This window comes from Microbacterium sp. XT11 (assembly GCF_001513675.1).
In the GTDB taxonomy this organism is placed as follows: Bacteria; Actinomycetota; Actinomycetes; order Actinomycetales; family Microbacteriaceae; genus Microbacterium.
This window is the reverse complement of sequence record NZ_CP013859.1, coordinates 1,079,348-1,106,124: the sequence shown is the minus strand read 5'-3', so window position 1 is coordinate 1,106,124 and position 26,777 is coordinate 1,079,348. Positions and strand designations below refer to the sequence as shown.

24 protein-coding genes are annotated in these 26,777 nt (G+C 68.8%); 15 read left to right on the top strand and 9 right to left on the bottom strand.

Annotated features, from left to right (window positions below; genetic code table 11):
* Window position 1: 1 nt before the first annotated feature.
* The 5 genes from AB663_RS05235 to AB663_RS05215 form a co-directional block, all read right to left on the bottom strand.
* The gene (locus AB663_RS05235) at window positions 2–1,480 is read right to left on the bottom strand and encodes a phytoene desaturase family protein (RefSeq protein WP_067196443.1); all 1,479 of its coding nucleotides are present in this window, start codon (window positions 1,478–1,480) and stop codon (window positions 2–4) included.
* Complete coding sequence (locus AB663_RS05230; RefSeq protein WP_067196441.1) at window positions 1,477–2,043, bottom strand: SRPBCC family protein; 567 nt, start codon at window positions 2,041–2,043, stop codon at window positions 1,477–1,479. Before AB663_RS05230 ends, AB663_RS05235 begins: the two co-directional genes overlap by 4 nt.
* 111 nt (window positions 2,044–2,154) lie before the next feature.
* Complete coding sequence (locus tag AB663_RS05225; protein WP_067196440.1) at window positions 2,155–3,882, bottom strand: ABC1 kinase family protein; 1,728 nt, start codon at window positions 3,880–3,882, stop codon at window positions 2,155–2,157.
* Between the two features lie 39 nt (window positions 3,883–3,921).
* Complete coding sequence (locus AB663_RS05220) at window positions 3,922–4,551, bottom strand: PadR family transcriptional regulator (RefSeq protein WP_067196438.1); 630 nt, start codon at window positions 4,549–4,551, stop codon at window positions 3,922–3,924.
* Window positions 4,552–4,629: 78 nt separating this feature from the next.
* Window positions 4,630–5,187, bottom strand: a complete 558-nt coding sequence (locus AB663_RS05215; RefSeq protein WP_232304647.1) for a TetR/AcrR family transcriptional regulator — start codon at window positions 5,185–5,187, stop codon at window positions 4,630–4,632.
* 79 nt (window positions 5,188–5,266) lie between these two features.
* Between AB663_RS05215 and AB663_RS05210 the strand changes: the two genes are divergently transcribed.
* The 6 genes from AB663_RS05210 to AB663_RS05185 all read left to right on the top strand — a co-directional run bounded on the left by AB663_RS05210 (window position 5,267) and on the right by AB663_RS05185 (window position 12,578).
* Window positions 5,267–6,193 carry an NmrA family NAD(P)-binding protein gene (locus AB663_RS05210; protein ID WP_083511119.1) on the top strand — a complete coding sequence of 309 codons (927 nt, stop codon included), beginning with the start codon at window positions 5,267–5,269 and terminating at the stop codon, window positions 6,191–6,193.
* A gap of 337 nt (window positions 6,194–6,530) precedes the next feature.
* Complete coding sequence (locus tag AB663_RS05205; protein WP_067196436.1) at window positions 6,531–7,613, top strand: extracellular solute-binding protein; 1,083 nt, start codon at window positions 6,531–6,533, stop codon at window positions 7,611–7,613.
* Between the two features lie 31 nt (window positions 7,614–7,644).
* Window positions 7,645–8,658, top strand: coding sequence for an ABC transporter ATP-binding protein (locus AB663_RS05200; protein ID WP_067196434.1), 1,014 nt, complete (start codon window positions 7,645–7,647; stop codon window positions 8,656–8,658).
* Between the two features lie 13 nt (window positions 8,659–8,671).
* Window positions 8,672–10,525: an ABC transporter permease gene (locus AB663_RS05195; RefSeq protein ID WP_232304646.1), complete on the top strand. Its 1,854-nt coding sequence runs from the start codon at window positions 8,672–8,674 to the stop codon at window positions 10,523–10,525.
* A complete protein-coding gene (locus AB663_RS05190) occupies window positions 10,522–11,637 on the top strand; it encodes a LacI family DNA-binding transcriptional regulator (RefSeq protein WP_067196433.1) in 1,116 nt (371 codons plus the stop codon). Before AB663_RS05195 ends, AB663_RS05190 begins: the two co-directional genes overlap by 4 nt.
* A 56-nt stretch (window positions 11,638–11,693) precedes the next feature.
* The gene (locus AB663_RS05185; RefSeq protein WP_067196430.1) at window positions 11,694–12,578 is read left to right on the top strand and encodes a metallophosphoesterase; all 885 of its coding nucleotides are present in this window, start codon (window positions 11,694–11,696) and stop codon (window positions 12,576–12,578) included.
* A gap of 129 nt (window positions 12,579–12,707) precedes the next feature.
* Here AB663_RS05185 and AB663_RS05180 read toward each other — a convergent pair whose 3' ends face one another.
* Window positions 12,708–13,349, bottom strand: a complete 642-nt coding sequence (locus AB663_RS05180) for an NAD(P)H-hydrate epimerase (protein WP_067196428.1) — start codon at window positions 13,347–13,349, stop codon at window positions 12,708–12,710.
* Between the two features lie 158 nt (window positions 13,350–13,507).
* Here AB663_RS05180 and AB663_RS05175 point away from each other — a divergent pair, with 158 nt between their 5' ends.
* Both AB663_RS05175 and AB663_RS05170 read left to right on the top strand, forming a co-directional pair.
* Entirely contained in the window at window positions 13,508–13,804 is a 297-nt protein-coding gene (locus AB663_RS05175; RefSeq protein WP_067196426.1) for a DUF503 domain-containing protein, read from the top strand.
* 160 nt (window positions 13,805–13,964) lie between these two features.
* Window positions 13,965–14,180 carry a stress protein gene (locus tag AB663_RS05170; protein ID WP_067196424.1) on the top strand — a complete coding sequence of 72 codons (216 nt, stop codon included), beginning with the start codon at window positions 13,965–13,967 and terminating at the stop codon, window positions 14,178–14,180.
* A gap of 110 nt (window positions 14,181–14,290) precedes the next feature.
* Here AB663_RS05170 and map read toward each other — a convergent pair whose 3' ends face one another.
* Window positions 14,291–15,064 carry a type I methionyl aminopeptidase gene (map, locus tag AB663_RS05165; RefSeq protein WP_067196422.1) on the bottom strand — a complete coding sequence of 258 codons (774 nt, stop codon included), beginning with the start codon at window positions 15,062–15,064 and terminating at the stop codon, window positions 14,291–14,293.
* Window positions 15,065–15,125: 61 nt separating this feature from the next.
* Between map and AB663_RS05160 the strand changes: the two genes are divergently transcribed.
* Complete coding sequence (locus AB663_RS05160) at window positions 15,126–15,392, top strand: helix-turn-helix domain-containing protein (protein ID WP_067202198.1); 267 nt, start codon at window positions 15,126–15,128, stop codon at window positions 15,390–15,392.
* 273 nt (window positions 15,393–15,665) lie between these two features.
* On the opposite strand, the gene AB663_RS05155 is transcribed toward AB663_RS05160, so the two are convergent.
* A complete protein-coding gene (locus AB663_RS05155; RefSeq protein ID WP_067196420.1) occupies window positions 15,666–15,971 on the bottom strand; it encodes an ArsR/SmtB family transcription factor in 306 nt (101 codons plus the stop codon).
* A gap of 79 nt (window positions 15,972–16,050) precedes the next feature.
* On the opposite strand from AB663_RS05155, the gene AB663_RS05150 reads away from it, so the two are divergent.
* The 6 genes from AB663_RS05150 (at window position 16,051) to AB663_RS05125 (ending at window position 25,844) form a co-directional block, all read left to right on the top strand.
* Window positions 16,051–17,271 (top strand): MFS transporter, encoded by a 1,221-nt coding sequence (locus AB663_RS05150; protein ID WP_067196418.1) that lies wholly within the window; start codon window positions 16,051–16,053, stop codon window positions 17,269–17,271.
* Between the two features lie 199 nt (window positions 17,272–17,470).
* Entirely contained in the window at window positions 17,471–18,052 is a 582-nt protein-coding gene (locus AB663_RS05145) for an HNH endonuclease (RefSeq protein WP_067196416.1), read from the top strand.
* A gap of 76 nt (window positions 18,053–18,128) precedes the next feature.
* Window positions 18,129–19,412, top strand: coding sequence for a hypothetical protein (locus AB663_RS05140; RefSeq protein ID WP_067196415.1), 1,284 nt, complete (start codon window positions 18,129–18,131; stop codon window positions 19,410–19,412).
* Window positions 19,413–19,455: 43 nt separating this feature from the next.
* Window positions 19,456–20,643, top strand: coding sequence for a DUF6361 family protein (locus AB663_RS05135; RefSeq protein ID WP_067196413.1), 1,188 nt, complete (start codon window positions 19,456–19,458; stop codon window positions 20,641–20,643).
* On the top strand, window positions 20,636–22,414 hold the full coding sequence (locus AB663_RS05130) for a phospholipase D family protein (RefSeq protein ID WP_067196411.1): 1,779 nt from the start codon (window positions 20,636–20,638) through the stop codon (window positions 22,412–22,414). Before AB663_RS05135 ends, AB663_RS05130 begins: the two co-directional genes overlap by 8 nt.
* A complete protein-coding gene (locus AB663_RS05125; RefSeq protein WP_067196409.1) occupies window positions 22,404–25,844 on the top strand; it encodes an NUDIX domain-containing protein in 3,441 nt (1,146 codons plus the stop codon). Before AB663_RS05130 ends, AB663_RS05125 begins: the two co-directional genes overlap by 11 nt.
* Here the strand turns inward: AB663_RS05125 and AB663_RS05120 are convergent, their stop codons facing one another.
* Window positions 25,845–26,735: an HNH endonuclease gene (locus AB663_RS05120; RefSeq protein ID WP_157540888.1), complete on the bottom strand. Its 891-nt coding sequence runs from the start codon at window positions 26,733–26,735 to the stop codon at window positions 25,845–25,847. It lies immediately after the preceding gene.
* Window positions 26,736–26,777: the final 42 nt, after the last annotated feature.

The window sequence follows — 26,777 nt, the reverse complement described above, 5'->3', positions numbered from 1 at the left end:
GTCACGCACCCGGCGAGAGATCCGGATGCGCTGTCGTGCCGAACTCGTGCCGCAGCGCGGACAGCGCGGCGAACCAGCCCGGCATCCCGGTGACGCCGGGCCCGGGAGAGACGGATGCCGACGCGAGATAGACGCCGGGGATCGGAGTGCGCCACGGGTCGAGGCTGAGCACGGGGCGTCGCACCATCTGCCACAGGTCGGGCGACCCCGCCGCGATGTCGCCGCCGGGGTAGTTGGGATCGTGCCGCTCGACATCGCGCGCCGTGCGCGAGCTCACCGCCAGGATCGTGTCGCGGAATCCCGGCGCGAAGCGCTCGATCTGCGCTATCACAGCCTCGGCACGGTCTGCCGAGCTGCCCGCCGGCACGTGCGTGTACGTCCAGAGAGTGTGCGCGCCCTGCGGAGCACGCTGCGCGTCGAACAGGGAGGGCTGCGAGACCAGCACGTACGGCCGCTCCGGAAGGCGTCCGCGATGCACGCTGTTCTCGGCGTGCGCGACCTCGGCGCGTGTTCCTCCGAGATGCACGGTGCCGGCGCGACGCACCTCGGCGTTGGTCCACGGCACCGGCTCACGCAGCGCGAAGTCGACCTTGGCCACGCCGTCGCCGTAGCGGAACCGCCGCAGCGCGCGAGCGTAGCGGTCGGGCATGGCTCTTCCGGCGAGACGCACGAGGGCGTCGGGAGTGACGTCGAGCAGCGTCGCCGTCGCGGCGGGCAACTGGTCGAGAGCGGTGATCTCACTGTCGAGCACCAGCTCTCCGCCGTGCGCGCGCAGATCGTCGACCAGCGCATCGGCGATGGCCTGGCTCCCGCCGACCGGGATCGGCCACCCGCGTGCGTGCGCGTACGCCGTGAGGGCGAGTCCGGCGCCCGCCCCGGCGAGGCTCGGCTGCGCGAGGATGGTGTGGGCCGCGACCCCCGTGAGCATCGCCGGAGCTCCGTCGCCGCGAAAGCGCAGGTTCCACAGCGGCGAGCCCTGTTCGAGTGCACGCAGGCCGAAGCGCGCAGCGGTCATGGGATGCTCGGGGATGCGCAGAAGCGGCGCGCCGGTGAAGCCGGCCACCCGCGTCGACCGCTCGACCAGCGGGCGCATCAGGCGTTCGTACGCCCGGCCGTCGATCCCGAGCTCATCGCGGGTTCGCGCGAGGTCGCGGTAGGCGATGGCCGCGGCACCGCCGTCGAGCGGATGCGCGAACGAGACGTCGGGAGTCACGAACTCCACGCGCTGCGGAAGGGCGAACTCGCGGAAGAACCGAGACTCGAACGCCATCGGATGCACGGCGGAGCACACGTCGTGCCGGAACCCCGGGAGGGTGAGCTCAGCCGTCGACGCGCCGCCTCCGGGCTGTGACGATCGCTCGTACACGCGCACGGACAGCCCCGCGCGCGCGAGGGTCACGGCAGCCGCGAGGCCGTTCGGCCCGGCGCCGACGACGACGGCGTCGAGCTCGGCGCGACCGCGGCGAGCGCCGCCCCTCACGATGACGCGCCCCGCCCCTCGGCGGCAGCCTCCCCGTCGGCATCCGTCGCGGGTCCAGCCTCAGCCTCAGCCTCGCCCTCGCCCTCGGCCGCCACGCCGGATGCCGGTGACACGACGTACTCGACGGGCGCCGCGCGACCTTCGGCGAGATACGCGAGTCGGTGCAGCGTCTCGGCGTTGCGCCAGTGCAGCATCGCGTCCATGAGGACGCGCGGCACGAGGCGCCCCGGCCCTGCGATGGCCTCCTCGTGGATCCGCACGACGCAACCCGACCCGCGTTCCTTCACCTGCAGGGTCACGCGCGCCTCGCCGACCGGCCATCCGCGTGCCCGCATGACCATGCGGCGCGGCGGCTCGTACTCCTCCACCACCGTCTTGTCGTTGATGAGTACGGGCCACACGCCGACCGAGTGATGCAGTTCCGAGCCCGGCTGCGGCCACGTGGCGTCCACATCGCGCATCCGCGATGCGCCGACCACCCACGACGGATACAGCCACCCTTCGGCGAGCACCTCGAACACATCGGCGGGCGCGCACTGCAGCACCCTCACATTGCTGGACATCGCGTCTCTCCCTCGGCCTCGGCTCCCCCACACTCACGCTAGAGGCGCGGCCGACTCCGCGGCGAGCGGGTTGCGGCAGCGAGCCGTGTATGGCAGCCGGAGAACGCCGCGTCAGCGAGGTCCGCGGATTCCGCGGGCGAAGAGGGCGTGCAGCAGCGGCAGCGCCGACGCCGACATCAGGACGATCCCGAGCGGAGGCACCGGGGTCACGAGAATCGCTCCGCCGACGAGAAGACCCGCGAACAGCACACCGGAGGCGATGCGGCGCGCCACGCCCTCGAGCCTGTCCAGCCGACGCTCGAGGCGCGAGGTGTCGAACGTCACCGCACCCTCGTCGATGCGTGTGAGCAGCCCATCGATGCGCGTCGGCATCCGCCACAGCACCGCCGCGCTCGTCGCCGCCTGAGAGGCGAGATCCCGCACGAGCCCGGCGCTCTCCTCGCCGAGCAGCTGCGTCGCGTAGGGTTCGACGGCGTCCCACACGTTGAACTCGGGATCGAGCGCGCTGCACATGCCCGACGTCAGCGAGACGGCGCGGATGAGCAGCAGCAGCCGCTCGGGCAGCTGGAAGGGCAGCGACCGCATGACGTCGCCGAACTCCACCGCGAAATCCTGGAACTCGCGGGGGTCGACCTCCTTCAGCTGCGCGAAGCCCATGCCGCCGAAGCGCGTGAACAGCGCCGTGAGGGCGCGCTCCAGGTCGGCCGTCTCGGTCGTCGGCATGAGCACCCCGATCGCCCTGGCCGCTTCGATCATGCCGCGGCCGTCGCGCGCGGCGATCGCGATCACCAGGCTGCGCAGGCCGGAGCGGAGGCCGGCGGGCACCTCGGCCATCATGCCGAAGTCGATGAACGTCAGGCGGAAGGTGCGCGCACCGGCATCCGACGGCGTCACCGGCGTGACGAAGATGTTGCCCGGGTGCGGGTCGGCGTGCACGAACCCGTGCGTGAAGACCTGGTCGAACATCACCTCGGCGAAGACCTCTGCCACGGCCGACGGATCGATGCCGGCAGCGCGCAGAGCATCCGTGTCGTTGATCTTGATCGCCGTGACGTCTTGCAGCGTCAGCACGCGGCGGGTGCTCCGAGACCACACGACGGCCGGGGTCGTGATGCGGGGATCATCGGCGAAGTTCTCGGCGAACCGCTCCGCGCTCTCCGCCTCGTGCAGATAGTCGATCTCCTCGAGGCTCGTCTGGGCGAACTCCTCGACGAGAGCCGGGGCGTCGACCCGGCTCGACACGGCGCGCACCCGCCGCAGCCACCCGCCCACCTTGCGCAGCGCAGCGAGGTCGGTCGCGACGACGCGATCGATGCCGGGGCGCTGCACCTTGACGATCACGGGGCCGAGGCCGGTGTCGAGCGCGTCAGGGGCCGAGAGCCGCGCCCGATGCGCCTGCCCGAGCGACGCCGCGGCCACCGGAGTCTCGTCGAACCACGCGAACACCCGGTCGAGCGGAGCGCCCAGCTCGGCCTCGGCGAGCGGACGGATCTCCGCGAACGGCACCGCGGGCACCTCGTCTTGCAGGCCGGCCAGCTCGTCGGTGATCTCCGGAGGCAGCACATCGAGGCGCGAGGAGAGGAACTGACCGACCTTGATCATGAGTCCGCCGAGCTCGACCGCGAGATCGTGGAACCTGCGGGCGAGGGCCCGCAAGCGCCGCGTCCGGGAGCGGTCCGACACGCCGCCGAGACCGATGCGGGGCAGGAACAGCTCGAACCACCACAACTGCACGAGCTGCCGCGACGCGAACGCGAGGATCCGGCGGTACCGTCGTTGATCGGCCGGCGAGGCGGGCACGTGCACGGTCGCGCGCCGAGGCGCCTCGGCATCCGTCATCGCGCTCCTCCCGCCGGCATACTGCCGACCGGCATCCGATCAGTCCTGGGCGAGGATGGAGTACAGCTTACGGCGGGCGTCGTCGAGCACGTCGATGGCCTGCTGCACCTGCTCGGGCGAACCCGTGCGGCCGACCTGCGCGGCCGCCGCGGCGAGATCGACCCCGGCCTTCGGGAGCGCGCTGAAGCGGGCGTGGTCGCGCGAGCCGTCGCGGGTCGTCGACTCCCAGGGCGCGGGCGATTCGGATGCCTCGGCGGCGACGGCGGCGCCCGCTTCGGTGAGCGAGTAGGTCTTGCGGCCGTTCTGCTCCTCGGCTGTGATGAGCCCCTCGTCGGCGAGCAGCTGCAGCGTCGGGTACACCGATCCGGCGCTCGGCTTCCAGGTGCCGCCGCTACGCTCGGCGATCTCGCTGATGATCTGATACCCGTGCATGGGCTTCTCGGCGAGCAGCGTGAGGACGGCCGTGCGGACGTCGCCCCGGGCCATGCGCGAACCGCCGCTCGGGCGAGGGTCGAACGACTTGCGGAGCTGGTCCATGGCCTCGAAGAAGGCGGATGCCGCGCCGCCGGCGCCGCCGAAGCCCGGGCCGCCGAAGCCTGGACCACCGAAACCGGAGCCGCCGCGCCCGGAGCCGCCGTGACCGCCGAAGGGGAACGAGCTGTTGTTCATGATGACCTCCCGATATCGGTAGCGATAGTCAACGATATGTCGTTGAGACGCTCAGCGGAAGGCCTCGGTGCCCCGCCCTCAGGCGCGGATGCCGTTGAGCATGAGATCGAGGTGACGTCGCCAGTCATCCCCGTCGGACATGTTCGCCATCGCGCCTCGAGCGACCAGGATGAAGTCCTGAGCCGAGAAGTCGGCTCGCAGATGACCGGCATCCACCGCTCGACGCACGATGCGCCGGATGATCTCGCCGAACGCGTCCTTCTCGGCGGCGATGCGGTCCCACGCAGGCTCCCGCCGGTCGAGGACCGCCAGGCGGAAGGCGACGTCGGGCTCGGCGGACTTCAGGTACTCGACGAGCAGCGTCTCGAACGCCGCCCACGGATCCTCGAGCTCCTCGGCGGCGCGCGCGATCGCGATCATCGCCTCGAAGCGTCGGCCGATGATCGCCGCACGCAGAGCCTCCTTGTCGGCGAAGTGCCGGTACAGCGTCCCCACGCCGAGTCCCGCGCGCGCGGCGATCTCGCCCATCTGCACGTCGTCGCCGCGCAGGGCGAAGAGCTCGGATGCCGCGTCGAGCACCGCATCGCGGTTGCGACGCGCGTCGGCGCGCAGCGATCGGGAGGAAGCGTTCATCATCACCTCACTGTAGTTGCCCGGTCGTCCCATCTCCCCTATATTCGGAACCGGAATTCATGTTCACTTTAAAGGAGATCCCATGATCGTCGTCACCACCCCGACCGGACGCGTCGGCCGCCGGCTCGTTTCGCATCTGCTCGAGCGCGGCAGCGCCGTGCGCGTCATCGTCCGAGACGGGAACCAGCTCGACAGCGGCATCCGAGAGCGAGTCGACATCGTCGAGGGGACGCATGCCGACGAGCGCGTTCTCGACCGCGCTCTGCGCGGGGCCGAAGCGCTGTTCTGGCTCGTCCCGCCCGACCCGACCGCGCCCAGCGCGGAGGAGCACTATCTGCGCTTCGCTCGTGCGGGAGCGGCATCCATCCGCCGCAATCGCGTCGGCCGCGTCGTCGCCGTGACGAGCGCGGGACACGGATGGCGCGGGCCGGCCGGGCTGCTGTCGGCGGCGTTCATGATGGATGCCGAGCTGCGGGCCACGGGCGCCGCCTTCCGGGCGATCTCGCTGCCGTTCTACATGGAGAACCTCGCCGGTCAGCTGGACGGCATGCGGACCCGCGGAACACTCTCTCTCACCTTCGCCCCCGACCGGCCGCTCGCCATGGTCGCGACGCGCGACATCGCCGCGCACGCCGCCGATCTGCTGACGGATCCATCGTGGTCGGGCCAGCAGGACGTGCCGCTGTTCGCGCCCGATCGCTGGACGCCCGACGACATCGCCCGCGTGCTGAGCGAGGAGATCGGCTCCCCGGTCGCCTACCGGCGCATGAGCATCGACGACTTCGCGGGGATGCTGCGGGCGCGCGGCGCGGGCGAGCGGGCGATCAGAGACACGGTCGAGATGTTCGCGGCCCAGGACCAGGGGATCTACGACGAGGACTGGAAGACCGCGACGATCGCCGCGACCGACTTCCGTACGTGGTGCAGGGAGGAGCTGCTCATCGGGACGGACGAACACCCGGCCGGGGCACGCCGCAGGACCGGCGCGGACGCGGTGCTGCCGAGTTGACAGCGCACTCCTGCCCGATCGGGTCGACGCGTGAGCGGGGTCAGCGCCCTTCGGCCCGCTGACGCCGGAACGCCTCGACCTCCGCCAGGTCGGGGCAGGACGACTGCGCGCCCGAGCGCCTGCCCGCGCACGCACGTCCCCCGCCCGCAGAAACCAGCACCGGCCCCAGGCCCTCTCCGCGACTGTTCACCGCTCAGCATCCGCACGTTCATGCAGACCCTCTACCTTGAGTGCGGTCGCGCGAACGCGGCTACAAATTCAGAAGTTCTTTGTACGCAACCGACAAGAGCGGGGTAGGGTCGATTCCGACACTCCTCGACGACGAGAAAGGGCGACCATGGTCGACATCCGAAAGAAGCGCTGGGCCCTCATCGGGCTCACGGCCGCGGCAGCAGTTGCACTCAGCGGCTGCGCCGGCGAGAGCGGCGACGCCGCCGGCACCGAGGGTCCCGACGCGGGCGGCTCCGGCGAGAAGATCATCGTCTACACGAACTCCAACAGCGACGGCCGCGGCGAGTGGATCACCGAGAAGGCGAAGGAGGCCGGCTTCGACATCGAGATCGTCGGACTCGGCGGCGCTGACCTCACGAACCGCATCATCGCCGAGAAGAACAACCCGGTCGGCGACGTGGTCTTCGGCCTCAACAACATGTTCTTCGAGCAGCTCAAGGCCGAGGACGCGATCGAGGCGTACGAGCCGAGCTGGAGCGGCGAGGTGCCCCAGGAGTCCGGCGACCCCGCAGACGGCGCATACTGGCCGCTGGTGGAGCAGGCGATCGTGACCGTCTACGACCAGAACCGCATCACCGACCCGCCCGCCGACCTCGAGGAGCTGTACACCGGCACCGGCTACGCCGGACGCTACGAGGTCAACACGGCACTCGGCCAGGCCACGCCGCAGCTCGTGCTCGCCAGCATCCTCACGGAGAACCTCGACAAGGACGGCGACCTGGGCGTCAGCGACAAGGGCTGGGACCTCGTCGCGGACTACTTCGCCAACGGGTCGCCCGCGGTCGAGGGCACCGACCTGTACGCGCGCATCACGCGCGACGAGGTGGACTACGGCGTGCTGCCCTCCAGCGGGATCGCAGCACGCGACGAGGAGTACGGCACCAAGACGGGCATCATCGTCCCCGAGTACGGCGTCCCGTACGTGACGGAGCAGATCGCGCCGATCGCGGGCTCCGGAAACGAGGAGCAGGCGCAGAAGTTCATCGACTGGTTCGGCAGCGCCGAGGTCCAGGGCGAGTTCGCGGCGGAGTTCAACGCCATGCCCGTGAACGAGAAGGCCATCGAGAAGGCGAACCCCGAGGTCGTGAAGCTGATGGACAACCTGCCCCGGCAGGACATCGACTTCGGCTTCGTGAGCGAACACCTCGGCGACTGGGTCGAGAAGGTCACGCTCGAGTACATCGGCTGATCCGGCAATCCGGACCGTCAGGAAAGACAGAATGATCCGTTTCGACGATGTCGAGGTCGCATTCGGCGATCACCGTGCGGTCTCGCACCTCGATCTGGAGATCCAGGAGGGTGAGTTCTTCACCCTCCTGGGTCCGTCCGGATGCGGGAAGACCACCGCCCTGCGCACGCTCGCCGGGTTCATCCAGCCCACCGGCGGCAGCATCCACATCGCCGGCCGCGACGTGACCCGCGTGCCGAGCGAGAAGCGCGGCGTGGGCATGGTGTTCCAGAACTATGCGCTCTTCCCGAGCATGAACGTGCGAGACAACATCGCCTTCGGGATGTCGGTGCAGAAGGTCTCGAAGGCCGAGCGGAACCGCCGCGTCGACGAGATCGCGGAGCGCACCGGGCTCGCCTCCGCCCAGCTCGACAAGAACGTGTCCGAGCTGTCTGGCGGTCAGCAGCAGCGCGTCGCGATCGCCCGCGCTCTCGTGCTCACGCCGCGGATCCTGCTGCTCGACGAGCCGCTGTCGAACCTCGACGCGAAGCTGCGCGTGCAGCTGCGCGAGCAGCTCAAGGAGCTGCAGCACGAGGTGGGCGTGACCACGGTGTACGTCACGCATGACCAGGAGGAGGCGCTGACCCTCAGCGACCGGATCGCGGTGCTCGACGCCGGCCGGTTGCAGCAGGTCGGCACCCCGGAGGAGATCTACGACCGCAGCGCGACGCCGTTCGTGTGCCGGTTCATCGGCGAGAACAACCGGCTCACCTCTGCCCAGCTCGCCGGCATCGGCGCGGGCCTCGACCCCGCGGCGGAGAGCTACGTGCGGCCCGAGAAGCTGCGTCTGGACGCCGCGGATGCCGCGGCATCCGCCCCTGCGCTGGACGGCACGATCGTAGACCGGACGTACCACGGCAGCCACAGCGTCTACACGGTCGCCGTCGCGGACTCCACGCTCCGCGTGAGCGTGCCGGCGGCCGCGTCAGCGCGGCGGTGGAACCCCGGCGACGCGGTGCGCGTCGGCGTGGACCCGCAGTGGATCCTGCAGTACCCGGCGGCGTGAGAGGAGCAGGAACATGAGCGATCCGTCCTCCCCCAGCGATCCGTCCTCCCCCGTCCCGCCGCCGTCCGCGGGCCTCCCCGGCGAAGCGGGCGTGCTGACGAGCGTCGCCGACCCGCGATCCCGGCGCCGCACGCGCCGGCCGGGCAGCATCGCCGCGATGCTGCGCTCCCCGCTCGCGTGGGTCACGATCGTCGTCGTGCTGTGGTTCGCCGCGGCCTTCCTCGTGCTGCCGAACGCGGCACTGCTGGGCGTCACGTTCTTCCCGGACGGGCAGTTCAGCTTCCGAGCTGTCGAGAAGCTGCTCGGCAGCGAGCGCGCGCTGAAGACGCTCGGCAACAGCTTCCTGCTCGCGGTCACGCTGTCGGTCACGGTGAACGTGGTCGGCGTGTTCATCGTGCTCGTGACGCAGTACTTCCAGGTGCGCGGCTCGCGGCTGCTGTGGCTCGGATACGCGACCACGCTCATCTACGGCGGCATCGTGCTGGCCGCCGGATACAACTTCATCTACGGCCGGTTCGGGTTCTTCACGAACCTCATGGTGAACGTCTGGCCGGACCTGGACCGCGGCTGGTTCTCCGGCTACTTCGCCGTGGTGTTCGTGATGACCTTCGCGACCACGACCAACCACATGCTGTTCCTGTCGTCCTCGCTCGGCAAGGTCGACTACGCGTCGATCGAGGCCGCGAAGCTCATGGGCGCGTCGACCTGGACGATCCTGCGCCGCATCGTGCTTCCGGTCATGAAGCCGATGCTGTTCGCGGTGACGGTGCTCACGTTCCTGATCGGGCTGGGCGCCCTGACTGCGCCGCTCGTGCTCGGCGGACCCGACTTCCAGACCGTCGCGCCGCTCATCATCGACCTGTCGCGCAGCCCCGTCACGCGCGACATCGCCGCACTGCTCGCGATCGTGCTCGGTGTGGCCACGATCATCCTCATCGCCGTCATGAACCGCGCGGAGAAGTCCGGCGTGTACTTCTCGGTCGCGAAGGTCGCGACCCCGATCCAGAAGCAGCCGATCCGCAACCCGGTCGCGAACGCGATCGTGCACGTGATCGCGTACGCCCTGTGGGTGATCTACCTGATCCCGGTGGTGCTGATCGTGATCTTCTCGTTCGTGGATGCCCGCAGCATCCTGGCGGGGTCCATCACGTTCGACAGCTTCACGCTGGAGAACTACATCACGGTGTTCTCGAGCGCCGAGGCGATCCGCCCGTTCCTCGTGAGCGTCGTGTACAGCGCTCTCGCGTCGCTGATCGTCGTGGGCGGCCTGCTGTTCGTGGCGCGCCTGCTGCAGAAGCACCGGAACGTGGTCACGTCCGCGATCGAGTACGTGCTGCACATCCCGTGGATCCTGCCGATCGTGCTGATCGCGCTCGCCCTCGTCATGGCGTTCGACCGGCCGCAGGGCATCGTCGCGAACGTCGTGCTGACCGGCACGCCGGTGCTGCTGCTGATCGCGTACATCAGCGTGAAGATCCCGTTCACGCTGCGGCTGCTCAAGGCCGCGTTCGCGTCGGTGCCGGACTCGCTCGAGGACGCCTCCCGCATCCTCGGCGCGCGCTCGCTCACGACGTTCCGGCGCGTGCTGATCCCGCTCGTGCTGCCGACCGCGGCCGCGATCACGGCGCTGAACTTCAACAGCCTGCTGGACGACTACGACGCCGCGATCTTCCTGTACCACCCGCTGTACAAGCCGCTGGGCGTCGCGATCCAGGAGAGCACGCGCGGCGAGAACAACCTCGACGCGATGCCGATCACGTTCGTGTACACGGTGCTGCTCATGATCATCATGGGTGTCACGATGTATCTCGTGTATGGACGAGGTGCGCGGGCAGGGTCGCCACGACGACGGAGGTCGCGTTCGTGAGCCCCTCATCGGATGCCGGGACGGCGGATGCTGGGAAGCCGGATGCCGGGCGGCCGCAGGCCGCGTCGGCAGACAAGACGAAGGCGGATGCCGCAGGCCGCGGCGCCGCGACCCCCGCGCTGCGTGTCACGATCAGCGACGTCGCGGCGGCGGCGGGCGTCTCGCGGGCGACCGCGACGCGCGCGCTCAAGGGCGAGGGCCGGTTCGCGCCCGAGACGCGCGACCGGATCCTCGAGGTCGCCGAACGGCTCGGGTACGTGCGCAACACCATGGCCGCGGAGCTCGCGGCGGGGCGCACCGGCACGGTCGGCCTCATGCTCCGGGACGCGAGCAACCCCGCGTACGGTCTGCTGTTCTCCCGCCTGCAGGACGAGGGGCACCGTCGCGGGCTCGACCTCGTCACGGTCACGATCGGCGCCGACGAGCAGGGCGCGAAGCAGGTGGGCGCCCTGCACCGACTGCTCGGGATGCGGGTCGCAGGCCTCATCGTCGCGACCGGCGGCATCACGGCCGCGCAGCTCGAGCCGTTCGCCGACCAGGTGCCGATCCTGCGCGCAGGGCGCGTGGAGTCCTCGGAGCGGATCCACACCGTGCACTACGACGACTCCGGCCACGGTCGGCTGCTCGCCGAGCACATCCTGTCGCTGGGCCACCGCAAGGTCGTCGTGCTCGCTGGCAGCCCCGAGGCGTCGTACCCCGAGCATCTGCGAGCGACCGCGATGCAGGAGACGCTCAGCGCGGGCGGCGCCGAGGTGACGATGATCGCCGCGGGCGCCGGCCCAGCCGAGGGCGTGGACCAAGCGCTGTCGGCCGTGCGCGTGGGAGCGACCGCCGTGATGTGCGCCTCGGACTACCGGCAGCTCGCGGTGATGCGCGCCGCGCGCGCAGCCGGGATGGACGTGCCCGGGGACGTGAGCGTGACCGGGTGCGACGGCATCCTTCCCGGTGCCGACCTGCTGGGCCTCACGACCGTGCGGATCCCTGTGGAGGAGGTCGCGGCCGCCGCGGTCGAGACCATGCAGACGCTGCTGACGACCGAGAGTCCCGTTCCGACCGTGCGCCGCGGATTCACCGGCACGCTCGTGCCGGGGACGACCGCGGCCTCACCCTGACCTGTTCGCTGTTCGCTGTTTGTTACTCGCTGTTCGCTGTTCGACCCGGAAGAGACATGATCCTCACCGAGCACCCCCGCCCTTCGCACACCTTCGTGCACATCTCCGATACACACCTGCCGGGTGAGCGGTCGCCGCTGTACGGCAGCGGGGCCGATGCCGATTCCAATCTCTCGCTCCTGCTGTCGCGGCTCGTGTCGTCCGGGCTGAGGCCGGACGCGCTGCTCATGACGGGAGACCTGACCGATCGCGGCGACGCGTCGGCGTACCGGCGGCTGCGGGCGCTGATCGAGCCGGCTGCGGAGGCGCTGAAGTGCGAGGTGGTGTGGGTCGCGGGGAACCATGATTCCCGCGCCGCAATGCGCACCGAGCTCCTGGACAGCCCGAGTTCAGCCGACCCGATCACCTCGGTCACGTGGTTCGGCGACCTGCGCGTGATCGCGCTGGACTCCACTGTCCCAGGCGCGCACTGGGGAGAGCTCGACGATGCGCAGCTGTCGTGGCTCGCGGAGGAACTCGCGACCCCGGCGCCCGGAGGGACGCTCCTGCTCATGCACCACCCGCCGCTGCCCACCGTGCTGGACCTTGCGGTGACGGTCGAACTGCGCGACCAGCCCCGGCTCGCCGCGGTGCTGCGCGGCTCGGACGTGCGCGCGATCCTCTCCGGGCACGTGCATCACCCGTCGTTCGGCACGTTCGCCGGCATCCCGGTCGCGGTCGCATCGTCGAGCGCGTACGGCCAGGACCTCGCGCAGCCGGTCGGCGCGACGAGAGGCCAGGATGCCGCGCAGGGCTACAACCTCGTGCAGGTGTACGAGGCGACCGTCGTGCACTCGGTGGTCTCCCTGGAGCGCGGAGCCGACGTCGGTGAGGCGGTGCCGGCCGACGAGGCCGGGCGCCGGATCGCGGGGCGCGGGATCGGGTGGCGCGGGCAGCGCTGAAGGAGCCAGGTCGACGAGATCGCCGCCGTAGTAGATCAGCTGCACGCCGAGTTCGACGTCGCCGACCCCGGCGCCGCAGCGACTCGGCCATACGGCTTCGTGTTGCCTCGCGTCGGATCGCGGCAGCGGCTACCTGATCGCGTGGACGGATGCGGAGCCCACGGGATCTGCCAGCGTGAGGCCGAGATCGACGAGCACGAGACGTCCTGCGAGACGCGGCCCGTCGCCTGTTGCCAGACCTGCCTTCACGGCACCGAACGTCACGGTCGTCTCGGCCGCGAGCACGGTCCCGTCGGTGTCACCGGTGTCGGGATCGAGCCCGCTCGGGATGTCGACCGCGATCACCCGGGGATGGTGCGGGAGGAGCGCCTGCACTGCGTTGCGCGCCCGGCCGCGCAGTGCGCCGCGAGCGCCGATGCCGAGGATGCCGTCGAGGACGAGGTCATAGCCCGCGGGCTCGAGGAGGTCGAGTTCGACCTCCCGCGCACCCGCATTCATGGCCGCGGCGAAGCCCTCCTCGTGGGCGCGATCGGAGGTGCGGAGCACGTCGATCGCTGTGCCGCCCGACGCGAGCTCGGCGGCAGCGAAGAGCGCGTCGCCGCCGTTGTCTCCGGATCCGGCGATCACCAGCATCCGCTTCGGATCGCGTTCTGCGATCACTGCCGCGAGCGCGCGAGCAGCCCGGCGCATGAGCGGGACGCCGGCCGCGAGCAGCGGCGCCTCCGCCGCCCGCACCTGATCGGCGGTGTACGTGGGGACAGTGTGCGGCATGAGGAAACGGTAGCGCCGGGTACCGCAAAGCGACACGCGGAGAACGCCCGGACCGCCTGCCCGCTCGCAATGGTGGCCTTCGTGCTGCGCGCGCGGCGGGCCGACTGAGCCTGGCGGCTCACGAGCTGTAGACCATGGCCCGGTGACAGACTGGGGGCATGTGGATCGGCTGGATCGAGTTCGACGTGCTGCTCGGCGACGTGCACTCGCTGAAGGAGAAGCGCAGCGTGATCCGGCCGATCATCGCCGACCTGGCCCGGCGCACCGAGGCGGCGGCCGCAGAGGTCGGAGCGCAGGATCTGCATCGGCGCACGGCCATCGGCGTCTCGGTCGTGGCGACGCACGCATCGCATGTGCGCGACGTGCTCGACCAGGCGGAGCGGATGCTGTCGGAGCAGCATCCGGAGGTCACGGTGCTCTCGGCCCGGCGGGGCTTGCACTCCAGCGACGACTGACCGCCCGCGGCGAACCCGCCCGCCGCAAACGCGCCCCTGGCGAACCGGCCCGCGAGTATAGCCACGCTTCTTCTCTTGTCGACCCCCTCGGTCGTTCCGTTCGGGCTGCCTAGCGTCGGGAATCCGCCGCAGGTGGCGGCGAACTCGGAAAGGAGCAGAGATGAGCGACCAGAATCAGGGACAGTTCGGCAACCGCGAGGACACCGAGGAGCAGGCCCGCAAGGGCGGGCAGCAGAGCAGCGGCCAGTTCGGCGCGGAGAACGGCGCCGACCCCAGCGAGGCCGGACGTGAAGGCGGTCAGCAGAGCAGCGGCCGGTTCGGAGCCGAGAACGGCGCAGATCCGACCGAGGCCGGGCGCGAAGGCGGCCAGTCGTAAATCGACCTCTTCCGGATGCTGAGCATCCGGAACACGAGCAGAGCCGGTGACCCTCGTTATGGGAGGAGGGCACCGGCTCTCTCATGTCGAGGGCCCCTGTTGCTATCCGGTCACCGCGCCAGAGTGAGGATCTCTGCGCCGGTCTCCGTGATCGCGATGGTGTGTTCGGAGTGTGCGGTGCGGCATCCGGTGGCGCTTCGGAGCGTCCAGCCGTCATCGGGATCGGTGAGGAGATCGTCGGTGTCGGCCATGACCCACGGTTCGAGCGCGAGGAGCAAGCCTGGACGCAGCTGGTAGCCGCGCCCGGGGCGTCCGTCGTTGGAGATGTGGGGGTCCTGGTGCATGGTCGACCCGATGCCGTGGCCGCCGAACTCGAGGTTGATCGGGTAGCCGGCGTCGCGCAGCACCGAGCCGATGGCGTGGGAGAGGTCGCCGGTGCGCGCGCCGGGCCGTGCGACGGCGATGGCGGCGGCGAGAGCCCGCTCGGTCGCATCGATCATGGCGAGGTCGGCCGCGGATGCCGCCTCCCCCACGACGAAGCTGATGGCGGCGTCTGCGGCGATTCCGTGCAGCGAGACGGCGAGGTCGAGGGTGAGGAGGTCGCCGTCGGCGAGCGCGAAGTCATGGGGCATGCCGTGCAGCACCGCGTCATTCACGGCCGTGCAGATGTAGTGACCGAAGGGACCGCGGCCGAACGAGGGAGCGTAGTCGACGTAGCAGGACTGCCCACCGGCATCCGCGATGAGCTCTTGCGCCCAACGATCGAGGTCGAGGAGGTTCACGCCGGGCCTGGTGCGCTCTTTGAGGGTGTGCAGGATGGTGCCGACGAGAGCGCCTGCCTGCCGGGCTCGCACCAACTCGTCGCTCGTGAGGATCTCGATCATGTGCCTCGCCTTCCAATAAGTATCCCGGTAATACTATCCCGGGATTAGAATGGGTGCCATGATGGTCCGGATGCCGCTCACCCCCGCCGACGTCGAACGCGGCGAGCGCCTCGGAGCGATTCTGCGCCGCGCGCGAGGCGGGCGATCGATGCTGAGCGTCGCCCTCGACGCCGGCATATCGCCGGAGACGCTGCGCAAGATCGAGTCGGGTCGCGTCGCGACGCCGTCGTTCTCGACGATCGCCGCGATCGCCGGGGTGCTGGGCCTGTCACTCGACGAGGTCTGGGCCGAGGTCGGAACGGATGCCGCGGGGCGCGTCGCCTCGTAACCCCTGCGCCACCCGGCCCGCCGCCGGCGCCTGATGCCCGACACCCTGCGGCCTGATGCGCAGCACCCGCGCCCGGCGCCTGATGCGCGATCCGAATTTCGGACAATGCCACGTTCTTCGGATGATCCGCGCGATTCCCTCCGAAGCCCCTCGAACTCTCCGAAGTTCGGAGGGCGTGAACAGCGTCGGACGGCGCCCGGACGAGCCAGGGTGGACGAGCCAGGGGCGGACGAGCCAGGGCGGGCGAACCGCGGCGGGCGGCGGGAAGCCGCCTCAGGCGTTCAGCACCGAATCCAGCAGGCCCGGGAAGCGCGCGTCGAGGTCGTCGCGGCGCAGGGTCAGCATCCGCCGGCGGCCGTTGGGCTCGTTGCGGATGACGCCCGCTTCGCGGAGCACCTTCATGAAGTGCGACTTCGTCGACTTCGGGAGGTTCGGGTCGGTCGCGTGGCAGGCGGCCATGTCGAGCGGACCGTCGGCGAGCTGCCGCGCGATCGCCAGGCGCTCGGGGTCGCTCAGCGCGAAGAGCACGTCGGTGAGCTGTATCTCGAAGCGCTCAGGATGAGGCAGGTCACCAGCCATGGTTCGATAATAGTTGAACAATCTGCAGCGAAGGCATACTCTTCGATGGTTCGATGATCTTCGAACCATAAGGAGCGTCATGACCACCACTCAACCCGTCACCGTGCCGGCCGCCGTTCTGGACGCTCCGCGCCGTCGATCCGGCGCCGCCTTCGTCCTCGCGGTCGTCGCCCAGATCACGATGATGGTCGGAGCGAGCGCCCCGTCGCCCTTCTACCCGGTGCTGGCACACGACATCGGGTTCGGCCCGGTCGTGATCAGCGCCGTGTTCGCGGTGTACGCGGTGGCGCTCCTACTGACCCTGCTGACGGCGGGATCTCTGTCTGACCACATCGGCCGACGACCCGTCGCCTTCGTCGGGTTCCTGCTGCTGGCCGGCAGCATGGTGCTGTTCTGGCACGCGGACTCCGTGGTGGTTCTCGTGCTCGCGCGGGCTCTTCAGGGCATCGCGAGCGGTCTGCTCATCTCGGCGCTCTCGGCCGCGGTGCTCGACCTGGCTCCCGCCGGGCGGGAGCGAGTGGCCGCGCTGTGGAACGCGCTGACCCCCGGCATCGGCCTGGCGCTCGGGGCGCTCGTCTCCGCAGTGGTGCTCGATACGACCGGTGAGCCGCTGCTCGACGTGTTCGCCCCGCTGACCGTCGCGTACGTCGCACTGGCCGTGCTCTTCCTCCTCGCGCCCGAGACCGCACCTCGGCGTCCCGGTGCGTTGGCGTCGCTCAGTTTCCGCCTGTCGCTGCCCACCGGCATCCGTCGCGACTTCCTGCATGCGTCGCCGGCCGTCATCGCGGGCTGGGCGACCGGCGGACTCTTCCTGTCGCTGGGTGCGAACATCGTGCGCGGCGAGCTCGGCGGCCAGGCGCACGTGTGGCAGGGACTGCCGGTCACCGTGCTCGCCGGGGTCGGAGCCATCACCGCACTGCTCATACGCCGTCGCAGCGCGCGCACCAGCGTGCTGTTCGGCACGGCCGCTCTCGGCGTCGGAACGCTGCTCTCACTCATCGCCCTCGGCGTGCAGTCGCTTCCGTTCTACCTCGTCGCCGCGGCCGTCACCGGTATGGGATTCGGCACCGCGTTCTCGGGCGTCGTGGCCTCTCTCGCCCCGCGCATCCCTCCGACGGAGAGGGCGGATGCTTTCGCCGTGATCTACCTGCTGGCCTACCTCGCCTTCGGCGTGCCCTCGGTGATCGCCGGAGCGCTCGTAAGCGTCGTCGGGCTGGGCGCCGTGTGCGTGGGCTACGGCGTGGTGGTGATCCTGCTGGCGCTGGTGGCGTTCGCGCTGCGGGTGCGGCGAGCGGACTGAGCGGGGCCGGATCGCTTCCTCCGGCCGATCCGAATTTCGGAGACCCGGGCGGGTTTCGGAGCATCCGTCCGCTTTCGTCCGAGATTCGTGCAATCGTCCGAAACTCGGCTGCAGCCCGCAGGCAGCCTGGGCAGCCGCAGAGAAGGAGCCGGTTGACGCACGAGCGAGCACTGTCGGCGGCATCCGCCAAGATCGAAGCATGACGTACCTGAGTCTGTTCGCGATGCCGAAGCCCGTGCGCATCACCGGACGCAGCTCGAGCATCACGAACTCATTCGTGAACGGCGTGATCCCCGTGGTGCCTCCCACGGAGGAAGAGGTGCGGGAGGCTCTCGAGATCCTGGGGATGCTTGACGGCATCGCGTGCGCATACTGCGGCGACACCAGCACCGAGTGGGATCACCTCAGGCCCCTCGTCGACATGCAACGCCCGACCGGATACATCTCCGAGATCCACAACCTCGTGCCCGCATGCGGCAAATGCAACCAGAGCAAGGGCAACAAGAACTGGCTCACCTGGATGCGCAGCACCGCACCACTCTCACCGACGGCACGCCGCATCGCCGATATCGAACAGCGGATCGAACGACTGCAGGAGTACGAACGGCGAGGATGCCCGACGCGTATCGACTTCGAGTCAGCGGTCGGCGTCGAGCTGTGGGAACGACATTGGGCACACCATCGTCGCATTCTCGACCTGATGCGCGAGGCGGAGGCGGATGCTCAGGACATCCGGCTCCGCGTGCGTGAGGCCTACGAGGCCCAACAGGCGACGGACTGAGGAAATAGCTGGTGTCGGCGGGATGCGCCATGATCGTGTTCAGGGCGGCGTCTGGTCGCCGGCGAAAGGTGGCGAGATGGACGATGCGCAGGTCGGCGAGATCGAGCTGATCACGGACGGCGACGGCCTCGCCCTGATCGGGCCGTCGGCTGCCGTGGAACGCTTCCTCACGTCGCATGGACTCGCATCCCGTGATCTCGAGTTGCCGCGTCTGAACCGCGCCTTCAGCGGGAGTGCCGCCATCGCACAGTCGGCGTCTGAGGTCGCCGCCCAGTCTGGGCGCTGGATGAAGCTGACCGAGGAGTCTTGGGCCGCGGCGCAGAAGCTTCCCCAGGTCACGAACTCGTCGGGAAACCTGCAGGCGACATTGCGGGCACCGAACGGACAGTTCGCGAAGAACCTTCAGTTCGTCAAGGGCCCGGGTTCCGTGCTCACCAATCCTGCGATGCTCGCCGGCGCGGCGGGATTGATGGCGCAGTTGGCCATGCAACAGACGATGCAGGAGATCACCGACTACCTCGCCGTCATCGACGAGAAGATCGACGATGTGCTCCGCGCACACGACGATGCCGTTCTCGCGGACATGATCGGCGTCGACCTCGTGCTCGACGAAGCGATGACGATTCGCGAGGAGGTCGGCCGCGTCTCCGATGTGACCTGGTCGAAGGTGCAAGCGACGTCGATTACGATCGCCCGCACCCAGGCCTACGCACTCCGCCGGCTGGATGCGCTCGCGGAAAAGCTCGAGACCAGATCGGTGAACGATCTCGCCGATGTAGTGAAAGACGTCGAGCGCAAGACCCAGGACTGGTTGTCGGTGCTCGCTCATTGCTTCTCGTTGCACGAGGCGGTCGGTGTGCTCGAACTCGACCGGGTTTTCGACACGTCGCCTGAGGAACTCGACCGGCATCGACTGGCTCTGCGGGCAGCCCGAACCAATCGCGTCGAACTCATCACACGGAGTACGCGCAGTCTGCTCGAACGCATGGATGCCGCGGCCGAAGTCGCCAATTCGAAGGTGTTGTTCAACCCGCTGGAATCTCCGGCGATCGTCAGCGCGCGCAACGGCGTCAACGGCTCGGTCGGGGAGTTCCACACACGGCTGGGTATCGAGGAGCTCCGCGAAGGCGTCGACGCCAAGCGATGGTCGAGGGCCGTCGCAGAGACGCGTGACGCTGCGCTGCACGCCGGCGGCATCGGAGTGAACGCTGCCCTGCGCGCGGGAGCAGAAGGAGCGGAGAGAGCGGCACGAGTCGGCGCGGAAGGACTCGACAAGGTCCGTTCGCTCGCCGGGTCCGTCGGCGGCCTCGCCGAGCGCACGTTCCGACGTCGCCCCGGCAGAGAGGACCCCGTCGAGTGACCGATTCAGACCTCTACACGTCGAGCCATCCGATCGCCGGCTGATGGCGTCGACGATCGGATGGCTCGATGTCTCGGCCGACGAACAGAGACGGATGCGCGAGCTCGCCTCCCTCTTCACTCTGCGCGACAGCCGCGACGAGCTCGGCCTTGGACTATTGCGCGACAGCATCGCCGACGCCCTCTTTCCCGGCACGTCGACGCTGCACACCCGGGCGCGATACCTGCTCTTCGTTCCCTGGTGCTTTCAGCATGCAGCTCGCGCGAAACCGGACCAGCGGTGGCGCCGGCTCGACGAAACGGAACGTTCGATCATCGCACCGTTGCGATCGTCTGCTGATCCGTCCGGTCTTCTCGGCGAGCGGGCGGGCACGGCGCTGAAGAACCTTCCCTCGTCGACGTACTGGACGATGCTGCAGCGCTACGGCATCCTGGCGCAGCCGACCACACGAGAAGACGCGCTTGCCGCCTCGGCGCCGACGCGCCTGATCGACGACGACGGGCAGACCACCGTCTCAACGATCTGGTCGGCACCGCCCATGCCTCCTGGCTTCCCAGCGGAGGTCCCCGACGGATTCTCCCTCTCGCACGACGAAGCGGCGTGGCTCCGCGATCGAGTACTGGAACACGCACACGGCACTCTGTTCGCGCATCTTGTGCAGCATCGTCCGGACGCCGACAGCACCGCGCCGTGGACCGACCACGCCGCCCGCACGGCTCCCGAGCGCGCAGCCGGCGTGCTGCGACAGGCCGAGGAATTCTCCGCTGTGATGCACGGCGCGCAGTTGCTCTACAACCTACTGCTCGCCGCGGACGCACTCCGCTTCGGCGTCGGCGACGGCGACCTCGTCACCCATTACCGCGACCGCCTCGATACCTGGGCGCAGGAGCTGACGCCTGCGGCCCGAGAGTGGCGGTTGGCCGACCTGCTCGACGTCTTGCGGAGTGAACACGAAGCCGCCCCGGCGATCACCCCGAGCACACGCGACTTCATCGTCCGTTGGTCGGCCCATGTCCGTGACGGAGACCCCCGGATGCTTCTCGACGACGAGGCCGCGCACACCCTCGTGCGACAGAGGGAGCGCATCGCGAAAGGTGCCAAGGCGCGGCTGAACAACCCGCGCCGACTGGCGACGTGGGGCGGCGCGTCCGGTAGTGCGCGACTCACCTTCCGCTGGGCGACGGTGCGAGGCATGCTCGACGACATCCATGAGGGGTTGCAGCGTGCTTGAACCCGATTCCCGCTCGCTCCTGTCTGAACTTCTGCGACCACCATCGGGCTTCACGCTGTCGCACGCCGTCGGCACGACGTTCACGCTGACGCTGGAGGCAGCGCTCGCCGTACCTCTCTCACTCGCCGGCTCCGGGGCGTCGGGCGACGACGCCCCGGGAATCCTCAGCGCTGTGCGCCGGGCCACCGACCGCATCGACCTGTTCGCCCAGACCGGCTATATCGGGCTCGGCACGGCGAGCGAGCTCGTCACGGTGCTCGAACCCATGATCCACCCGGTGTCGATGCCTGCTGGGCGGCTGTTCCACCCGAAGGTGTGGTTCCTCGAGTTCGCCTCCGGCGACGAACGTCGTTATCGCTTCGTGTGCAGCAGCCGCAACCTCACCACCGACAGGACGTGGGACGCGGTCGTCGCACTCGACGGTCACCCCGGCGAGGCTGCGGATGAGGCCAATGACGACATGGTGCGGATGCTGCGCTGGCTCGCCTCCGGCGGCCGCACGACACCGCAACTACCCGGCGCACGCCGAGCACGCCTCCTGAGATTCGCCGAGTCGTGGCGGTCGATCCGGTGGGAGCAACCGGAGCATGTGCGTCGCTTCGCGGTGCATGTTCTGGGCATCGGAGGCGACGCGCCGCCCGTCCTCGACGGCATCCGCTCCCTGATCGTCTCTCCTTTCGTAACCGACAGCGGCCTGGCTCGCCTGCGCGCCCGCCCCGGTCGCCCCACGACGCTGGTCAGTCGTCCGGAACAGCTCGACCGACTGGCACCGGCCTCGTTTGATCACCTGTCGATGTACGTGCTCGACGACTTCGTCGATCAGGCACTCGCTGACGCCGGGACCGAGACCGAAACGGCACAGGCAACCGGCCTCGTCGGTCTCCACGCGAAGATCGTGGTGCATGACCGCGCGATGGGCGGATCCACTGTCTTCCTCGGCTCGGCGAACGCCACCGAGCCGGCATGGGGTTCGAACGTGGAGGTCATGGTGCAACTCGACGGCCCTACGAAACAGCTGGGAGTCGATGCGATCACACAGTCGCTCGCCCCGTTGCTCGACGAGTACGAGACCGAGGGCGGAGCCACGGCATCCGAAGACGAAGCCGCCGAACGTGACCTCGACAGTGCGCTCCGTACCATCGCCACTGTCCGCCTCACGCTGCGCGTACATCCTGGCGAACCGTACGCTGCGTCGCTCTGGGCCGCCGATCCGGTTCCGGTTGTTCCCGACGGACTCTCACTGTCCTGGCGACTGCTGACGGGAACGGATGCTCGAAACGGCACCTTCCCGACCGCGGCGGACCCTCACCTGTTCGAATCACTTGCCCTCGCAGAGATCACCCCGTTCGTTGTCGTGTCGCTGACGGACTCGGGTGGGCGGCTGCGGCAGAGCGTCGTGATCGCCGAGATCATGGACGACGTGCCCGGCCGTCAGGATGCGATCGTTGCCGCACATCTGACACAGCCCGGTGCGTTCGCTCGGTTCATCCGGTTGATGCTGCAGCAATCGGGGCCGACCGGAATCGCGGACGCTTCGTCCTTCTCGTCGTTCCGGTCGCCGTTCGGAGGCGGCGTGAGCGAAGACGGCTCGGGGCTCTTGGAGCTTCTCGTCCGCGCGACGGCGACAAACGCCGGTGCCCTGGCTGACATCGAGCGCGTGCTCTCTCACCTGTCGGCCGATGAGCGCTCCGCCGCGCTTCCGGCCGGCTTCAGCGAGGTCTGGGCCTCAGTGGTCGCTGCGCTCGATGGGGAGGCGAGTCGTGCGGGTTGACGTCGACGCGGTGATGCGCGGACTCAAGGGTTTCCAACGCGACTCCGTGGATCACGTGATCGATCGCTTCTACGGCCCGGATGCTGGTAGCGGACGATTTCTCGTCGCCGACGAGACGGGCCTGGGAAAGAGCGTGATCGCCCGCGGTGTGATCGCGAAGACGATCGAGCGCCTCGAGCGCGACGACGCAGTCGAGCGCATCGACATCGTCTACATCTGCAGCAACGCCGACCTGGCGAATCAGAACCTGCGTCGACTCAACGTCACGGGTGACAAGCATCTCGCGATGGCGACGCGGTTGACGCTGCTTGCCCGCGAGAGTCACCGGCTCGCCGAGCACGACGGCGACGGCAAGAAGGTGAACCTCGTCTCGTTCACCCCAGGCACATCGTTCAAGGACGGCGGCTGGCGGTCGGGCAACGCGGAGGAGCGTGCCCTGCTCTGCATCCTGCTGGAGCACCTGCTTCACCCCGATGATGGGGAGAAACGCGCCATGCGAAGGCTCTTTCAGGGCGGAGTGGCGAAACTGTCGAACTTCGAGTGGCGGATCTCCCGAATGCGGGAGCAACTAGGGAAGGCGGGACCGGACGCACGCATCGCCGAAGAGTTCTCGGCGCTGATCACGGCGGACGGGACGTTGTCGCGCTTCCTGCGGTTGCGTGACCGGGTACGAGAGCACGGGACGAAACCGACGACGGGCGAGCTCTGGCACGAGACCGCCGAGGTCACGGCGGCGCTGCGCCGGAACCTCGCGAAGGCCGGCGTCGAGGCGTTGGAGCCCGACCTCATCATCCTCGACGAGTTCCAGCGGTTCCGCGCGCTGCTCGATCCATCGACCGACAGCGAGGCCGCGGAGCTGGCTGACAGCCTCTTCACCTACGGCGATGCGAAGGTGCTGCTGTTGTCGGCAACGCCGTACAAGCCGTTCACGACCGCCGACGACGGCGACGACGATCACCAGCGCGACTTCCTCGAGACCATCGACTTCCTCGCCGGCCGCGACGCGGCATTGGTCGGAGACGTGAAAGAGGCGCTGGAGGCCCACCGTCTGGCGTTGGTCACGGGCGGCGACGCGTCCTCGACCGCGGCATCCGTGCGTCGTGCACTGCTGCGGTACATGTCGCGGTCGGAGCGACCACCGCTGGCCCGCAACAGGGATATGGTGATCGACCGACCGCTCGACGGCGGCGTGCCATCCGCCGTAGAGATCGCCGACTGGATCGCACTGCACCGTCTCGACCAGCACCTCGGCGCACGCATCGACATCGAGCAGTGGAAGTCCATCCCCTACTTCGCCACGTTCATGGACACGTATAAGGCCGGTACCCGCGTGCGCGAGCTGCTTAATGCTGAAGGCGGCGAGGCAGTAGCGCCGCTGCTGTCGGGGGCGCGGGGACTCACCGCAGAACAGGTGGAGCAGCGCGCCGAGATCGACCTCGGCAACGGGATGCTGCGTGCTCTCGCGGCCGAAACCATCGGCCGCGGGTGGTGGAAGATGCTCTGGATGCCGCCGTCGATGCCGTATCTGCGGCCTGGCCCGGTGTATTCGTCGATCGGCGACGAGGTGACGAAGCACGTGGTGTTCTCGGCATGGAACGGGGTGCCGACGGCGATCGCTGCGCTGCTGAGCCACGAGGCGACGCGCCTCTCGCATCGAGGGCGGAGTCGTTCGTCCGACAGCTCCGCGATCCGTTTGGCATGGTCGCTGAACGAAGAGGGGCGCCCGACCCAGATGAGTGCGCTCGCGCTGTTCTGGCCGCACCCTGGTCTGGCGTCGGCGGCTGACCCGCTTGCCGCAGCACGCGCGGCGGGCGGCGCGGTGGACGCATCGTTCGCCAGTGCGGCCGTGCCGAGCGAAGGAGACGCCGCCGAGCCATCGTCGGCGTTCTTCGCCTTCCCCGGCGCGACGCCGGTGGGCGTGGAGCCGTCGCGCCTGGCCGCTCTCATCGGCGGTGAGCCAGACGACGAGTCGGATGCCGGCAGCCGATTCGCGGAGTACCTCGACGCGGCATCCGCGGCAATCGGTGCGGAGCCCTCCGGGCATCCCGACCTTGGCCGGCTCGCCGCCCACGCGCCAGGGTCGATCGCTTACCGCGCGCTGCGCGCCGCCGCGTCGCCCGAGGCCACCGACATCGGGCTGTGGCGGGCAGCGTGGGAACTGTCTCTCGCGTTTCGATCACTGTTCGCGAGGCCCGAGTCCGCAGCATTGCTCGACACGCTCAATGAGACGGATGCTCCGTACTGGAGTGTCGTGCTCGACTACTGCGCCGATGGCAACCTACAGGCAGTGCTCGACGAGTACGTGTTCCAGCTGCGCAGCGAGGCCGGCGGCGCATTGCTCGACGACGAGGGTCTGATGGTCGCCGCGCAGCAGATCGGTGCTGCGGTACGAATGAGGGCCGCCGCGGCCTTCGGCCATGAGACCACCGCTGCTCGGAGCGCAATCCGGTTCCCCACCCGGTTCGCCGTGCGATACGGCGGCTCGGGGACCGATGCCGACGAGAAAGTCGCCGCGCGACAGAGCGGTGTGCGGGCTGCCTTCAACAGTCCGTTCGCGCCGTTCGTGCTGGCCTCGACCAGCGTCGGTCAGGAGGGCATCGACTTCCACTGGTGGAGCCATGCCGTGGTGCATTGGAACCTGCCGTCGAACCCCGTCGACTTCGAGCAGCGCGAGGGGAGGGTGCACAGGTACATGGGTCATGCCGTGCGCAAGAACGTCGCCGCGAAGCACTGGGGCGATGTGCTGGCGTCGTCGGGTTCTGCGTGGGACGCGGCGTTCGCGGCCGCCGAATCAGAAGCGACCGATCAGTTCTCGCCGTGGTGGGTGTATGACGGAGAGGCCCGCATCCACCGGAGGATCGCCGCGTTCACGCTGAGCCGCGACCACGACAAGTACGAGCGACTGTTGGATGCATTGACGCTGTATCGCTTGACCCTGGGGCAACCGCGACAGGAGGACATGCTGCGGTTGATGCGGCAGAACGGAGTCGAGGCGGAAGACGCGGGCGTTGGGCGCGGGGCGATCGATCTGCGGGCGCCCAGGACGGTGCGCGTTGTCGGCGCGGTGATCTCGCGAGACGGATTGGTACTTGCCGCACAGCGGGGAGCCACGCAAAGACTAGCCGGGCTGTGGGAGTTTCCCGGGGGCAAGGTCGAGCTGGGAGAATCGCCCACGCATGCGCTCCGTCGGGAGGTACGTGAGGAACTCAGGTGCGACATCATCGTCGGCGACAGGATAGTCACAACTCGACACTCGTACCCGTTCGGAACGGTCGAGCTCACTACGTTTCATGCAACGGTCGAAGCAGGAGAGCCACGTGCCACAGAACACTCTCAGCTGCGTTGGCTAGGCGCGAGTGAACTTGTTTCGTTGCCGTGGGCGGATGCGGATATGCCCACGGTCCACTTCCTGGCTGCTTCTTGTGATTAGTCACGCAGCAAACAGCGCGAACTTCTCCGCCAACTTCTCCTTCGACGGGTAGTCGGCCGGACGGCGAGGAAGCGTGAGTGGGCGACCGTGCATGTCCTGGAGACCGTGGCGAAGCATAGGACCGTCCACCTCTTCGAGGAGATCTCGGTCGATCCTGACCTCATAGTCCGGCGTGATGCCGAGCAGGTTCTGATCGTAAGACGCATGGTGAATCTTGCAGAGCGCTAGTCCGTTCGTCACTTCCGCGACGCCGCCGATCTGAGCGTCAGCCACGATGTGCGCGGCGTCGAGCAGTTCAGCGTGCTTCAGGTTGCAGATGGCGCACGTCGTCTCGTAGGCCCGGAGCACTCGGGCGCGAAACATCGGTTGATGCAATCGAGTCTTGACGAGACGTTCGGCGTAACGCCTCTCGTACTCCTTCAGGTTCAGTGGGTCATCGAAGTAGCGGAGCGATTCATCCAGGGCGATGCTTACCTCGCGACGAACCGGGTCGTCGTGAACGATGTAGACAGGGTAAAACGCGACGAAGTAGCCCGGGCGGACGCCAAGGAAGTACACGAGGGGATCGCCGTGGTCGAACGCATTCCGGAGCTTGACGTTATCGCCGCCTTCTCGGGACTGGTATGAGTACGTGACCAGACCCTCCGGGCCGATGCCGTCCGAGTATTGGGTCTTCTTCGAGCTGGTCATGATCGTCAGCGTCGCATCGAAGTCAGCCGGGTTCCGAATGCCCCGACCTGTGTCAAGGAGCGGGATGCGCTCGCCGTTGTAGGTGTAATTGATCAGCTCATCGCGACTGTACTCGTAGGCACCTGCGTTCCGCCGCGCGTCGAGCCATCGAAAAACGTCCTCGCGGATCGCCTGCTGCTCGGATAATGGGCGGCGGCTCATGTGATCAAGATAGCCCGTTCACTACCTCCATCCCAGCCCCGA